Origin of the sequence: Mesorhizobium sp. M1428, assembly GCF_040317515.1 — a bacterium.
Lineage (GTDB): Bacteria > Pseudomonadota > Alphaproteobacteria > Rhizobiales > Rhizobiaceae > Mesorhizobium.
This window is the reverse complement of the sequence record NZ_JAMYKT010000025.1, coordinates 12,775-26,969: the sequence shown is the minus strand read 5'-3', so window position 1 is coordinate 26,969 and position 14,195 is coordinate 12,775. Positions and strand designations below refer to the sequence as shown.

Here is a 14,195-nt window from a genome sequence, read left to right as displayed (position 1 = left end):
ACAAATGCAATGGTACGTCACGACGGACGCCACGACAAGGCGGTGGGCCGGGAGAGAGCTCATGAATACGACCATAGCGCCGCTAGTGCCCGAGCTTTGGGCGGATTTCGAAGATCTTTTCGGTAAGCAAGGCGCCTGCTACGGCTGCTGGTGCACACATTTCCGGCTGTCGCCGGCAGCGCGCCGCGCGAGCAACCGGGAGCGGAACAAGGACCACATCAAAGCCCGGATCGAGGCCGGACCGCCACCTGGCCTGCTGGCCTTCGAGGACGGCAAGGCGGTCGGCTGGATGCAGATCGGCCCGCGCGCCGACGTGCCCGAGTGGAATAACCAGGGCCGGGGGTCGGCGCCGCTCGACCCCGCCGATGCCAGCGATCCAGACGTCTGGGCGATCTCCTGCTTTTTCATCCGCGCCAAGGCACGCGGCAGGGGCCTGTCGCACCGCCTGGTCCAAGGCGGCATCGACTTCGCACGGGAAAATGGCGCGCGGCTGCTCGAGGCCTGCCCGATCGACCTGTCGAAGGATTCGCGCTCGATCGGGCTGTTCGTCGGCTCGTCGCGGGTCTTCGAAAAGGCCGGGTTCCAGCGATTGATCGAACGCAAGCCGGGCCGGCCGCTGGTGCGGCTGGTGCTTTAGCTGGTCGTGTCGTGGCTGTAACAGTATCTTGCGATCAATCTCGAAGCGACTTTGAGTTCAGTGGTCGAAAATGGGGGTTAACATGAAGCGTGTTTTGCCATTTGTTTTGCTGCTTGCATTCGGTACGCCAAGCTGGGGGCAGGCCATCGATAGTCAGGGTGCGAAGCAACTTTCGGATGATCTGTCGCGTTACATTGGCAAGAAGGCGCTCGACAGCGGTATTTTGAAGATCTCGACCGACGGCGATGCCTATCGGATAGCCTTCGATTTCAACGCCCTCATTAGGGCAAATCGCAACAATGACCCTCTGACATTCAATCTCGCGCCCTTTGCGATGCTGGTCAAACCGCGCAGTGACGGAAGCTGGAGTGTGTCGTCAGATCTGGCATCCAACGCTTTTGTCGATCTCCAGGGACCGCAAGGGGTGCGTTTCTCCGTCTCCGGCTCCGCGTTCAGCGGCATCTACGATCCGGGGCTGACGGCGTTCACCAGCGGAGCCGGCTCGATGGCCGGCATGCAAGTGACGTCCAGAGATCCCAAGGAGCCGATGGACCTCAGCATTGGCGCCGGCACGTCGACCTTGAACGCTAGCAAATCCGCAGGCGGCGGCGTCGATTTTGCCATGACACAGACGATCGCTGATTTCGTCGAAACGGCCATTGTCGATGAAGGCGGGACGGGGCTGAAAGTGCCAGTCACGATGAAGTCACCGAGGGTGTCGGCCGAGATTACCGGAAATGGCGTGCGTACGAAGGCGTTCCTCGATCTTCTCGGTTTTGCCATCGCCAATCAGGACGAAGCTTCACTGAAGGCAAACCAGGCTGAGCTCAAATCTCTACTGACAAGCGCATTGCCCCTTTGGGAACGATTGGAAGAGTCCTACCGCTTTGAGGGCCTGACCTTTGCAACGGCTGTGGGTGATTTCCGGCTCAGTGATTTGAGCGCAACGACCAGCATCGGCGGCATCTCCAGCCATGGAAAGATTGACTACAGCATCACGGCGGCAGGGCTGACTGTTCCTCAGCAGCTCTTACCAAGCTGGAGCGCCGCCTTGCTGCCAACCGATCTCGAATTGAACATCGGAGGCGACAACATTGATCTCGACACGATGGCGAAAAAAGCGATCGAAGCCTTTGATCTCAATAAGGATCCGCCGCTGTCGGACGAGTTTGGCGATGCCCTGGTCGCCGATTTCATGGCCAACAACCCGAAGATCGTGCTCGAGCACAGCATAGCCAAGAATGGCAACGTCGAAGTTGCCGTGGAAGGGGAGATGACGTTCCCGGGCATGAAGCCGGAGGCGACGATGACAGTACATGTCGCGGGCTATGACAAGATCGTGGAGTCCCTGCAGACGGCGGCCAAGACCGAACCGGAAGCGGCACAGTATTTCCCGTTCGCACTCGCCGTCAAAGGATTCGGCAAGGAACTGCCGGATGGTCGACTGGAATGGGTCGTCAACGCCAAGGCAGACGGTTCGGTCACGGTCAACGGCGCCATGCTGAAGCCGGCCGATGCCGTTCAGGACAACCCCATCATGGACCCAAGCGATGTTACCGTTCCGGATCATGGCTCGGGCGAGAATGACAATGGCGGGGCAGGGGCGAAGTTGAAACCCTAAGCGCCGAGCTTGGAGCGGTTCATCGTTTCACGGAAACGCCGAACCGCTCCATGTCTTTGTTTTTGCACAATTCCGGACGGAAAACCGTTTCACACTTTTCCTGGAATTGCTCTAGAACCGGCTGGCGTTAACGCCCGAGTGCGCTCGCGGTTTTCGCCGCGGCGATCTGTCCGCTGTCTCGGGATCGTTCCTTATATCGAATGCTCATGATTGTCGTCGCCGAGCGGCAGCGCCCGCAATGCCTTGCCGACTGCGACGGGCGGCGTTCCGGTCTCCTCGGAAAAACGCATCAGGGTCGGCTCGTGGGCAAGGATGAACTGCAGCACGCCGGCCAGGAATCCCGGCTCGCCGGCCGCCCTGCGGATGGAATGGGCTTCGATGCCGGTGATCGCCAGGAAGCGGGGCAGAAGTTCCGGATCGGCGGCGACGAAGCCCAACGCCTTTACGGCGATCGTTTCCGCTTCCTCGCGCATTGACGCTGCGTTTGCCATCGCTACCTTCCTTCATGGGCGGAATCGTTCTGTTTTCGCAGTAGTGGCAAGTGTCGCCGGCAGCAAGCTCGCCGACCTGGAATCCGAACGCTTTTCGGGCGGCCGGTTTCCGTTTCGTCAATCATATTGCCGTATAGTGGGAACAGGTTTGGTGCGTGCCGACAAGGGGCGCATGACGGCACCCTTCGAGTGGAAGGTCAGCCGGGACGGGAAATCGATGCCAAAGAAGGTTATGATCGTCGAAGACAACGAGCTCAACATGAAGCTCTTTCGCGACCTCATCGAAGCGAGCGGCTACGAGACGGTGCGCACACGCAACGGCCTGGAAGCGCTGGATCTGGCGCGGAAGCACAGGCCGGACCTCATCCTGATGGACATCCAGCTGCCCGAAGTGTCGGGCCTCGAGGTGACCAAATGGCTGAAGGAGGACGATGATCTCCACGTCATCCCGGTCATCGCCGTCACCGCCTTCGCGATGAAGGGCGACGAGGAGCGCATCCGCCAGGGCGGCTGCGAGGCATATATCTCCAAGCCGATCTCGGTGCCGCGTTTCATCGAAACCATCAAATCCTACCTGGGCGATGCCTGATGTATCTTTCCAGCCGAGCCGGAGCTTTGTGAAATGACCGCGCGGATCCTCGTCGTCGACGACATCCCAGCCAATGTCAGGCTGCTGGAGGTTCGGCTGCTCGCCGAATATTTCGAGGTCCTGACCGCCACCAACGGGCCGGATGCGATCGAGATCTGCGAGAACGGCAAGGTCGACGTCGTGCTGCTCGACGTGATGATGCCCGACATGGACGGGTTCGAGGTCTGCCGGCGGCTGAAGGGCGACCCGGCGACATCGCACATCCCGGTCGTGATGATCACCGCTCTCGACCAGGTTTCGGATCGGGTGCGCGGCCTCGAGGCCGGCGCTGACGATTTTTTGACCAAGCCGGTCAACGATCTGCAGCTGATGACGCGCGTCAAGAGCCTGGTCAGGCTGAAGTCGCTGACCGACGAGCTGCGGCTGCGCGCCTCGACGACACGCAATATCGGCATCGAGGAGCTTTTGAGCCGCAACTTCGCTACTGACGATGCGGTGCCCAAGGTGCTGCTGGTCGACGAGCGCAAATCCTCGTTCGAGCGCATCCAGAAGATGCTGCGCGGCAGTGCCGATCTCGACGTCGCCACCGATCCGCATGCCGGCTTCTTCCAGGCCGCCGAGCTGCCCTACGAATGCGTGATGATCTCGACGGCCTTTGCCGATTTCGACCCGCTGAGGCTCTGCTCGCAATTGCGCTCGCTTGATCGCACCCGTTTCCTGCCAATCATCCTTCTGGCGGACGAGGGCGAGGAGGGGCGTATCATCCGCGGCCTCGAACTCGGCATCAACGATTATCTGATGCGGCCGATCGACCAGCAGGAGCTGACGGCGCGGCTGCGCACGCAGGTGCGTCGCAAGCGCTACAACGACCAGCTTCGCGCCAGCGTCACCCAGACCATCGAGATGGCGGTGACCGATGCCCTGACCGGCCTGCACAACCGCCGCTATCTCGACAGCCATTTGCAGACGCTGTTCGACCGCGCCGTGGCACGGCGCCGGCCGCTGTCGGTGATGATCACCGATCTGGACCGCTTCAAGAGCATCAACGACGCGCATGGCCATGACGGCGGCGACGACGTGCTGCGCGAATTCGCGCGGCGGCTGCGCAAGAATGTGCGCGGCATCGACCTGGCCTGCCGCTTCGGCGGTGAGGAGTTCGTCGTGGTGATGCCGGACACCGACGGCGCGGTAGCCGAAAAGGTCGCCGAGCGCATTCGCGCCGAAATCGCCCAGCTGCCGTTTGCCGTCGGCACCGAAGGCAAGGCCGTCGAAGTCACCGTCAGCGTTGGCGTGTCGTCGGTGCTGAAAGGGGTAGACACGGTCTCGGCGCTGATGAAACGCGCCGACCTCGCGCTCTACGAAGCCAAGAGCGGCGGCCGCAATCGCGTCGTCGCCAAGGCGGCTTAGCACCGAACAGCAATTGCCCGGTCAACGCGACAAGGTTACGAATTTACCTTAATCCAAGCGATTTGCGAGGCTTGGTTAAGAAACGGTTGATTTCTATAAGTTGTTGCGCAAATGTGCAGCCCTTAGACGTAACCGGCACGAGGCTAGATCGCCGGTTCGACCCGAAGAATACCCCATGATGCTCAGGTCCGCCGCATCTCCTGGGTCCGTGGGGTCGGCCGGCCGGCGCTGGCACATAGTGGCCTCCTCGTACCGCTGCCAAACGCCGGCCGGCCCCCAATTTTCAAAACACATCAGGATTCTGCGTCAACATCCCGAAGATGCTGGGTTTTTGCCGCGGCAGCGACAGCGCCCTTTGAAATAGCCGGCTGGGCAGAGCGTATGCGCCCGCAGTCGGTTGACAGGGTCTGTCTTCTATGCAGAAATTGGTTGGACCATTGAGCCATTTGGTGACCCGTTGGCATGACCGAATTCGGCCTTTCCCCCATACAGGCAACTGCTCGTGACGACGCGGTGCTCAAGGCGCTGGCCGGCTTTGTGATGCGGGAAGCTCTCGGGCCCGGCCAGAGACTGCCGACCGAACGCATCCTTGCCGAGCGCCTCAAGGTGAGCCGCAACACCGTGCGCGAGGCGCTGACGCGCTGGGAAGGGCTCGGCCTGGTCGAACGGCGGCAAGGCAGCGGCACCTATCTCAAGGGAGTGGTCTCGCTGGACATGCTGCACATGCCGCTGACGCTGGCCGGCGGCAATGATTTCACCAGCCTGATGCAGACGCTGGAAATCCGCCGGGCACTGGAAGCGGAAGCAGCAGCCCTTTGCGCCGTCCGCGCGGGCCAGGCCGAGATCGCCGAGATCGCGCGCAAGCTCGACGTCATGGAGCAGGCCTTTCACACGCGCGCCGGCATGTCGGCGGAGGAGGACTGGGAATTCCACCAGTCGATCTATCGCACGTCCGGCAATCCACTGTTCGAGCAGATCATCGCCGCCATGCACGAACTGTTCCATCGTTTCTGGGAGCATCCGCTTGGCGTGCGCGACTTCGGCCACGCCAGCTTTCCTTACCACCGCACGATCTACGAACGCATCGCCACGCACGATCCGGAGGGAGCCCGGGCCGAGGCGCTCAAGCTGATCGCCACCGTCGAGGACGATCTGAAGCGCGGTGCGGCCAAACTCAAACTTTCGGGCCAGAAATGAGCGACCATCCCGCCGATTTCGAAAACGACTATCTCGCCGAGGCGGCGACGCTTCTCGCCCATGACGAGCCTTTCCCCGGCGGCGCGGTGGTACCGCCGATCTACCAGACTTCGCTCTTCACCTTCGCCAATTATGCCGAGATGGCCGACACATTCGCGGGCAGGCGACGCCAGCCGATCTATTCGCGTGGCGACAACCCGACGGTCATGGAGTTCGAGGCGCGCGTCGCCGCTCTCGAAGGGGCGGAGGCCGCGCGCGGCTTTTCCAGCGGCATGGCGGCGATCAGCGCCACGGTGCTTGCTTTCGTCGGTGCCGGCGAGCGCATGGTCGTCGTGCGCAATTGCTACGGCGATGCCTACCGGCTGTTCGAGCGGCTTTTGCCACGGCTCAACATCAAGGTCGACTATGTCGACGGTTCCGATCCGGACACGGTCGCCGCGGCACTTCCCGGCGCCAAGCTGCTCTACCTGGAAAGCCCGACGTCGATGATGTTCGAGCTTCAGGACATAACGCATCTGGCGCGGCTGGCCAAAGAGCAGGGCATCATCACCTCGATCGACAATTCCTGGGCGACCCCGGTGTTCCAGAAGCCGATTTCGCACGGTGTCGACCTGGTGCTGCATTCGGCTTCGAAATATCTCGGCGGCCACAGCGATACCGTCGCCGGTGTGGTGGCCGGTTCGGCGGCCCATATCCGACATATCAACGAGCAGACCTATTCCTATCTCGGCGGCAAACTTTCGCCTTTCGAGGCCTGGCTGTTGCTGCGCGGCCTGCGCACATTGCCGCTGCGGTTGCCGCATCACATGAAGAGCGGGCTGACCATCGCCGAACGGCTGAAGGCGCATGGCCATGTCGAGCGGGTCAACCACCCGGCCTATTCCAACCATCCAGGCAAGGCGACGCTTGCCGGCTATGCCGGGCTGTTCTCGTTCGAAGTGACGGAAGACATCGACATCCCGGCTTTCGTCGATGCGCTGAAGCTCTTTCGAATCGGCGTCAGCTGGGGCGGCCATGAGAGCCTGGTCGTTCCGGCAAAGGCCTCGCTCGAGCAGACGCCGGGCCTGAATTCGATGGCGCGCTTCGGCGTCAGCCCCCGAACCATCCGCTTCAGTGTCGGATTGGAAAGTGTCGAAGACCTGTGGGCGGATGTTGCCCAGGCCTTCGACAGAGCAAAAAGATAAAGGAGCCGTTCAAAATGGGAGTGCTGAACATGAAAAAACTGAGCATCCTTCTTGGTGCCGTCGCGGGTCTGGCGATTTCCGCCGGCAGCGTGCTGGCCGATTCCACGGTCAAGATGGTCGAGGTCATCACCAGCCCGCCGCGTACCGAATTCCTCAAGAAGCAGATCGCCGAATTCGAGGCGGCCAATCCGGGTGTCAAGGTCGAGCTGGTATCGCTGCCCTGGGGCCAGGCGTTCGAGAAGTTCCTCACCATGGTGCAGGCCGGCGACACGCCCGACATCGTCGAGATGCCGGAACGCTGGATGGGCCTCTATGCGACCAACGGCCAACTCGAGGATCTCGGGCCATACATGGCCAAATGGGACGATGCCAAAACGCTGGGCGAGCGTGCCAAGCAGTTCGGCTCGACGGTCGACAACAAGCAGTACATGATCCCTTACGGCTACTACCTGAACGCGCTGTTCTGGAACAAGAAGCTGTTCAAGGAGGCCGGTCTGGACGGCCCGCCGGCGACGCTCGATGAATTCGTCGAGGACTCCAAGAAGATCTCTGCGATACCGGGCAAATACGGCTACTGCCTGCGCGGCGGCCCGGGCGCCTTCAACGGCATGCATATGTTCATGAACATCGCCGCCGGCAAGGGCGGCTATTTCAACGAGGACGGCACCTCGACGATCAACGAGGAAGGCTCGGTAAAGGGCCTGCAGATGCTCGCCGACATGTACAAGAACGGCCTGGCGCCGAAAGATGCGGTGAGCTGGGGCTTTAACGAGACCGTCACCGGCTTCTATTCCGGCACCTGCGCCATGCTGAACCAGGATCCTGACGCGCTGCTCGGCATCGCCGATAAGATGAGCGCCGACGACTTCGCCGTGGCGCCGATGCCGGTCGGGCCGAGCGGCAAATCCTACCCGACGCTCGGTTATGCCGGCTGGGCGATGTTCGCCAATTCCCAGCACAAGGACGATGCCTGGAAGCTGATGGCAACGCTTTTGTCGCCCAAGGATAATCTGGAATGGGCAAAGGAAGTCGGCGTCATTCCAATCCACAACGGCGCCGACCAGGACGCTCACTTCAGGACCGAGCAGTTCAAAGGCTGGTTCGAGGAACTGAACAACGGCGACAAATACGAGATGGTGACGCCTCCGACGCATCTGGAAAATCTCGGCAATTTCGTCGACCAGGTGGCGATCAAGAATTTTCAGGAAGTGCTGCTTGGCCAGAAAGCGGCCAAGGACGTGGCTGACGAATGGGCCAAGTTCCTGACCAAGGAACAGCAGGACTGGATGGCCAAGAACAAGAAATAGCTTTTGTTCCTTCACCCGTTCAAGGGGAGGGGGTGTCACGACGTAACGGATGAGGGGCGGCGCCAACCTGTCGTGGCTCGTGTTGCCTCTCATCTGCCTGCACGCATCTTTTCACCGTAACGGGAGAAGCGCGCTGTCCTCGACGCTGCTTCAGGAGACAGTCCAGCACCAAATGACCTATGCCGTGTCCGAAATACGATCCGCCGGCAGGCCGCGAAAGAAGCGGCTATCCCATGCCGCGATCGAGCCCTGGCTCTATCTCAGCCCGGCGATCGTGCTGCTGGTCGTCGTGCTGCTGGTGCCGCTGGTCATCGGCATCGGCTACTCGTTCCGCAGATTCTCCGCTTTCAAATCCGAATATGTCGGGCTTGGGCAGTATCAGGCGATGCTGTCAGATCCCGTGCTCGGGCAGGCGCTCGTCAACACGCTGTGGTGGACGGCAGCCAGCCTGTTCTTCCAATTTTTCCTTGGACTTGGCCTGGCGCTGCTGCTCGACACACCGTTCCGGGGCAGAAAGATCGTGCAAGCGGTGGTGTTCCTGCCCTGGGCGGTGCCGTCCTTCCTCTCCGGCCTGACCTGGGCCTGGCTGTTCAACCCAATCATCGGACCGCTGCCGCACTGGCTCTATGCATTGGGACTGAAAGCCGAGCCAACCAACGTGCTCTCCGATCCCGCGACAGCCATGTGGGGACCGATTGTCGCCAATGTCTGGTTCGGCATTCCCTTTTTTGCCATCACGCTTTTGGCGGCGTTGAAGTCGATCCCGTCGGAACTGCATGAGGCGGCGGCGATCGACGGCGCCTCGCCCTGGCAGCGCTTCACCAAGGTGACGCTGCCGTTCCTGGCGCCGACCATCGTCATCACCGTCATGCTGCGCACGATATGGATCGCCACATTCGCCGACCTGATCTTCGTCATGACCGAAGGCGGGCCTGCCGGTTCGACGGCCACAGTGCCGGTCTATATCTACGTCAGCGCGTTCAAGTCGCTGGACAAGGGCTATGCCTCGGCGGTGGCGGTGCTGCTGCTTGTGCTGCTCATCGTCTATGCGATTGCGCTGATAGGCATCCGCCGCTCGCTGGTGAGGCACGTCTGATGATTGCCGGACGCTCCGTCTCCTCGCGCATTCTCGGCGGCATCGGCCTTTACGGCGCCATCGGTGCCTATATGGCCTTCGCGCTGTTCCCGATCTTCTGGACGTTGAAGATCTCGGTCACGCCGGAGCGGCTGCTCTATTCCGAAGGCATCAGTTTCTGGCCGTCGCAAACGACGCTGCAGAACTTCGTCACCGTGCTCGAAGCCACTGATTTTCCGCGCTATTTCCTGAACAGCGTTATCGTTTCGGTGTCAACGGCAGCCTTCGTAACCGTCATCGCCACGCTTGCCGGCTACGCCATGTCGCGATTTTCCTTCCGCGGCAAGGCAACCTTGGCCATCCTGCTTTTGCTCACCCAGACTTTTCCGCTGGTGATGGTCATTCCGCCGATCTACCGCATCATGGGACAGATCGGCCTCATCAACAGCCTGACCGGCCTCGTCGTCATCTACACCGCGTTCAATACGGCCTTTGCGACCTTCCTGATGCAATCCTTCTTCGACGGCATCCCGCGAGACCTGGAAGAGGCAGCCATGATCGACGGCTGCACGCGCCTGCAGGCGATGCGCAAGGTGATCGTGCCGCTGACGCTGCCTGGTATGGGCGCGACGCTCGGCTTCGTCTTTACCGCCGCCTGGAGCGAGTTGCTGTTTGCGCTGATGCTGATTTCCAGCGACGACCAGAAGACTTTCGCGGTCGGCTTGCTCACCTATATCGGCAAATTCGCGGTCGACTGGGGGCAGATGATGGCTGCTTCCATCCTGGCGCTGATCCCGGTCTGCGTCTTCTTTGCCTTCCTGCAACGCTACCTCGTCACCGGCCTTACCGCCGGTGCCGTCAAGGGATAGATCGATGGCCTCCGTCACACTCGACAAAGTCCGCAAAGACTATGGAGCCGTGCGCGTCCTGCACGCGGTCGATCTCGAAATCGCAGACGGCGAGTTCGTCGTTCTGGTCGGCCCGTCCGGCTGCGGGAAATCGACACTGCTGCGCATGATCGCCGGGCTGGAGGAGGTCTCCGACGGGGAGATCCATATTGGCGAGCGCCTGGTCAACGACATCGCGCCAAAGGACCGCGACATTGCCATGGTGTTCCAGTCCTACGCACTCTATCCGCACATGGACGTGTCGAAGAACATGGGTTTCAGCCTGATGCTGAGAAAGGCCGGCAAGCCGGCGATCGATGCAAGGGTGGACGGTGCCGCCAGGCGGCTCGGGCTCGATGCGCTTCTGCAGCGCCTGCCGCGGCAATTGTCCGGCGGCCAGCGTCAGCGCGTCGCCATGGGACGGGCCATCGTGCGCGACCCGAAGGTCTTTCTCTTCGACGAGCCGCTTTCGAACCTCGACGCCAAGCTGCGCGTCCACATGCGTGCCGAGATCAAGGCGCTGCACCAGCAATTGAAGACCACTTCTGTCTATGTCACCCACGACCAGACCGAAGCGATGACAATGGCCGACCGCATCGTCGTCATGCATGACGGCCTCGTCCAGCAGGTCGGTGCGCCGCTCGATCTGTATGACCGGCCGGTCAACACGTTCGTTGCCGGTTTCATCGGCTCGCCCGGCATGAATTTTCTGCCTGCGGTGGTTGAAAAGGGCGCCAAGCCGGATGCCATCCTGGCCGACGGCCAGAAGCTGAGGCTGCCGGACGGCATGCCGCTAAGGGATGGCGATGCGATCACCGTCGGCTTGCGGCCCGAGCATATCCGGCTCGCCGACAATGGTGCGCTGAAAGGCGAGGTGGGCGTGGTGGAGCCGCTCGGCCTGTCGACCCAGTTCTATGCCAGGCTTGCCGGCCAGCAGGTCTGCGTGTTTGCCATGGGCCGGGCCAGCGTGAAGCCGGGTGAGGCCGTGCGCCTGTCGGCTAATCCGGCGTCGCTGCATCTGTTCGATCCGGCAAGCGGCGATCGCATCGGCTAGTCCTGCACCCCCGAAACGAAAAACGCCGCCCGGAAGGCGGCGTTTCGGTACTGCGAGAGAAAACCCGATTACTTGATCTTGGTTTCCTTGAATTCCACGTGCTTCTTGGCGACCGGGTCGTATTTGCGGAACGACAGCTTGTCCGTCTTGGTGCGGCTGTTCTTGCTGGTCACGTAGAAGAAACCGGTGTCGGCGGTCGACAGAAGCTTGATCTTGATGTTTGCGGCTTTGGCCATGATGTTCGTCCGTTAATGTTCGTGGAGTTTTGGCCGCTGGAGCACGGGGAAACACCCGGACGCGGGAAACTTGCCGCGACACATAAAGAACGCACCCGGAAAGTCAACCCTTGTCCAGGTTCTGTGTCGCAGGCAGATGAGTTGTCCGGATTAGGTAGCACATGAGCTTGTCCGGGTTTATTGCCAGCCGATGGAGGCTGGGGATGAAGCGGACAATTGATGTGCTACCAGAACCCGACAACTTGATTGGCTGCCGACGGCCGCGGGAGGCTCCTGTGTGCCTCCGGCCGTCCTAAGCAGGCTCGGGGTGGCGTCTCAGTTTGAATGCTGGCTATGAGTATCGAGCGATGGACGGCTGATCGATCACCCAAAGCCAGTTCCCGTCACCTTGCCGGCGAGCGATTTCCGCAGTCACCGTACCATCGGCAAGGCGCGTGGAAGTGAGCGCCAAATCCCCGTTGATGATAGCCGGACGCTGATCTCCGAGATCAAACGTTCGTCCCGCTGCCACCAACTTGGCGTAAAATCGGCTGATGGCGTCTCTGCCGCAGGCCAACTGTCCGTTGCCGGTATCGAGGATGGCACCGGGTTCGTAAAGAGCAGCCATTCCTTCCGCGTCTCCCGCTTGCTCGCGAGAAACCAACAGCCGCGCCAGGTCCTGGGGATCGCTTGCCGGTTTGCGGTTTGCTTCATCATCCATTGGCAGGCTTCCTGACAGCCAAATTCAAACCGAGATACGACCAGGTTCCGGTCACTCCGCCGCGACGGTTTCCGGTTGCAACGCCTTCTTCCAGTCCCCCGTCGTGTTCCACCAGCGGTTCGGATTGGCGCGGTCGTCGAGGCCCTTGGAGCGGCTGGCAAGCAGTGGCTGAATGCGGATCACCGGCTCCTGATAGCTGTGAACCTGGTAAATCGCTTCGACGACGCGAGCGGCGAGCTTCTGGTCGTCAGGCAGTTCGAACGACACTTCGACAGTGCCCGGCCGCCTGCGCAATTCCGTCTCGGCGCCGGCGGCGGCACCTTCAAGGGGCCGGTAACGTTCGATGCCGTCCGCCGACTGAAACGCATTGCTATCATATTTGCCCATTCTGAGCGGCGCGATCGCGACCACCGCTGCCATGATGCGGTCGACATCGGCTGCCGGTGCCTGAAAGGTCACCAGCAGCAGCAATTCCATCCGCAGCGATTTTGTTTCAAAGCCACTATCGATCATCCGAGGTCTCCCTGCTTATGCACTTTGGGGGAGCATATACTCGAGCCCTCCTGACATGGTTGTGTCAGGAGTTGGTCAGCAGTGGGAGCGATGTCGGCAGCTGAGCCGACTCAGAGGATTTTGCGGAGCAGCCTGGTGCCGACCAGCACGATATAGCAGGCGAAGAACAGGCCGAGCGCCCAACCGAAGCCCGACGGCCCGAAAGCGTCCATGCCGATGCCGATTGCCTGCGGGCCAAGCACCATGCCGACGCCGTAGCAAAGCACGAAGGCGGCGTTGGCGGAGGCCAGTTCGTGGCCGGAAAGTTGCGAGCCAAGATGCGCCAGACCGATTGTGTACATGGCAGCGACCACACCGCCCCAGACGAACAGAAGCGCTGCCATCAAATGCCAGTTCTGCGCGAAGAACGGCATGAAGACCGTGCCGGCAAGTCCGACGGTGGCACAGGCCATCAGCAGATAGCGGCGGTCGCTGACGCGGTCGCTGATCATGCCGATAGGGATCTGCAACAGCACGTTGCCAAGCCCGATCATGGTGAGCAAAAGGGCGGCGTCCGCCTCCGAGTAGCCGATGCGGTTACCGTAGACCGGGAACAGGGCAAAGCCGCCGGTCTCGACCGCGCCGAACACCAACACGGCCGCGGTCGCCGTCGGCACCAGCCAGATGTAACGCAGGAAATTGCTGGTTTCGCCGTCCGAGACGATCGTCGGGCTCTCGTTGCGTGCCGCCAGGACCGGTATGGCAGCGAGCGTAACCAAGGCGATGGTAACGCCGAAGGGCAGGAAGCCACTGCTGCCGAGATGGGCGAACAGCCAAGGCCCGGCGGCAAAGCCGAGAGACAGCACAGTGGCATAGATGCCGAGGACCAGTCCGCGCCGGTGTGGCGGCGCCGAGGTGCTGATCCAGAATTCCGACAGGATGAACAGCACCGTCAGCGCGATATGCAGCAGCACGCGCAACGGAAACCACATCCAGAAGGCTGGTGCGAAATGGAAACCGACAAAGGCCAGCGCCCCGGCCGCAATCATGGCAAGCATCGTCCAGGCGACCCCGAACCGCATGGCGAGCGGGGTGGCGAGCGGCGCGCCGGCGATCGAGGCGAGGCCGGCGACCGCGGTGTTGAGCCCGATCATCGACGCGGAGTGGCCACGCGTTTCCAGGATCACGCTGAGCAGTGGCATGCCGAGGCCGATGGCAATGCCGACGACGCTGATCGACGAGATCGCCGCGACCATCGGCAGCCAGTGTACGCGTTCCTCGACCTCTCGCTGGGTATCCACTGTCATGAAATGCCTGG

At 61.5% G+C, this 14,195-nt stretch carries 15 protein-coding genes; 10 read left to right on the top strand and 5 right to left on the bottom strand.

All coding sequences use genetic code 11. The annotated features are described in order from the left end of the window. Positions 1 to 61: 61 nt before the first annotated feature. Together NKG60_RS25995 and NKG60_RS25990 are read left to right on the top strand one after the other, a co-directional pair. Positions 62 to 637 (top strand): GNAT family N-acetyltransferase, encoded by a 576-nt coding sequence (locus NKG60_RS25995; RefSeq protein ID WP_352667908.1) that lies wholly within the window; start codon positions 62 to 64, stop codon positions 635 to 637. Between the two features lie 82 nt (positions 638 to 719). Then, complete coding sequence (locus NKG60_RS25990) at positions 720 to 2,258, top strand: hypothetical protein (RefSeq protein ID WP_352865057.1); 1,539 nt, start codon at positions 720 to 722, stop codon at positions 2,256 to 2,258. Positions 2,259 to 2,449: 191 nt separating this feature from the next. Here NKG60_RS25990 and NKG60_RS25985 read toward each other — a convergent pair whose 3' ends face one another. Then, entirely contained in the window at positions 2,450 to 2,749 is a 300-nt protein-coding gene (locus NKG60_RS25985) for a DUF3572 domain-containing protein (RefSeq protein ID WP_352667903.1), read from the bottom strand. A 172-nt stretch (positions 2,750 to 2,921) separates the two neighbouring features. On the opposite strand from NKG60_RS25985, the gene NKG60_RS25980 reads away from it, so the two are divergent. The 8 genes from NKG60_RS25980 to NKG60_RS25945 all read left to right on the top strand — a co-directional run bounded on the left by NKG60_RS25980 (position 2,922) and on the right by NKG60_RS25945 (position 11,449). After that, positions 2,922 to 3,338, top strand: a complete 417-nt coding sequence (locus NKG60_RS25980; RefSeq protein WP_352493125.1) for a response regulator — start codon at positions 2,922 to 2,924, stop codon at positions 3,336 to 3,338. A gap of 33 nt (positions 3,339 to 3,371) precedes the next feature. Further along, positions 3,372 to 4,745 carry a PleD family two-component system response regulator gene (locus tag NKG60_RS25975; protein WP_352667901.1) on the top strand — a complete coding sequence of 458 codons (1,374 nt, stop codon included), beginning with the start codon at positions 3,372 to 3,374 and terminating at the stop codon, positions 4,743 to 4,745. Between the two features lie 462 nt (positions 4,746 to 5,207). Further along, complete coding sequence (locus NKG60_RS25970; RefSeq protein WP_352865055.1) at positions 5,208 to 5,942, top strand: FadR/GntR family transcriptional regulator; 735 nt, start codon at positions 5,208 to 5,210, stop codon at positions 5,940 to 5,942. Continuing rightward, complete coding sequence (locus tag NKG60_RS25965; protein WP_352667898.1) at positions 5,939 to 7,126, top strand: PLP-dependent transferase; 1,188 nt, start codon at positions 5,939 to 5,941, stop codon at positions 7,124 to 7,126. Before NKG60_RS25970 ends, NKG60_RS25965 begins: the two co-directional genes overlap by 4 nt. Positions 7,127 to 7,155: 29 nt before the next feature. Further along, entirely contained in the window at positions 7,156 to 8,433 is a 1,278-nt protein-coding gene (locus NKG60_RS25960; protein WP_254820140.1) for an ABC transporter substrate-binding protein, read from the top strand. 172 nt (positions 8,434 to 8,605) lie between these two features. Further along, positions 8,606 to 9,529 carry a carbohydrate ABC transporter permease gene (locus NKG60_RS25955; protein WP_352667896.1) on the top strand — a complete coding sequence of 308 codons (924 nt, stop codon included), beginning with the start codon at positions 8,606 to 8,608 and terminating at the stop codon, positions 9,527 to 9,529. Next, positions 9,529 to 10,377 carry a carbohydrate ABC transporter permease gene (locus NKG60_RS25950; protein WP_352667893.1) on the top strand — a complete coding sequence of 283 codons (849 nt, stop codon included), beginning with the start codon at positions 9,529 to 9,531 and terminating at the stop codon, positions 10,375 to 10,377. Before NKG60_RS25955 ends, NKG60_RS25950 begins: the two co-directional genes overlap by 1 nt. 4 nt (positions 10,378 to 10,381) lie before the next feature. Next, complete coding sequence (locus NKG60_RS25945) at positions 10,382 to 11,449, top strand: ABC transporter ATP-binding protein (RefSeq protein WP_352865050.1); 1,068 nt, start codon at positions 10,382 to 10,384, stop codon at positions 11,447 to 11,449. 68 nt (positions 11,450 to 11,517) lie between these two features. Here the strand turns inward: NKG60_RS25945 and rpmG are convergent, their stop codons facing one another. From rpmG to NKG60_RS25925, 4 genes are all read right to left on the bottom strand, one after another. Continuing rightward, positions 11,518 to 11,685, bottom strand: coding sequence for a 50S ribosomal protein L33 (gene rpmG / locus NKG60_RS25940; protein WP_006201775.1), 168 nt, complete (start codon positions 11,683 to 11,685; stop codon positions 11,518 to 11,520). A gap of 331 nt (positions 11,686 to 12,016) precedes the next feature. After that, positions 12,017 to 12,385 carry a YybH family protein gene (locus NKG60_RS25935; protein ID WP_352667890.1) on the bottom strand — a complete coding sequence of 123 codons (369 nt, stop codon included), beginning with the start codon at positions 12,383 to 12,385 and terminating at the stop codon, positions 12,017 to 12,019. 51 nt (positions 12,386 to 12,436) lie between these two features. Continuing rightward, positions 12,437 to 12,898, bottom strand: coding sequence for a YqfO family protein (locus tag NKG60_RS25930; RefSeq protein WP_352667887.1), 462 nt, complete (start codon positions 12,896 to 12,898; stop codon positions 12,437 to 12,439). A gap of 110 nt (positions 12,899 to 13,008) precedes the next feature. Further along, on the bottom strand, positions 13,009 to 14,184 hold the full coding sequence (locus tag NKG60_RS25925; protein WP_352667885.1) for an MFS transporter: 1,176 nt from the start codon (positions 14,182 to 14,184) through the stop codon (positions 13,009 to 13,011). Positions 14,185 to 14,195 lie beyond the last annotated feature (11 nt).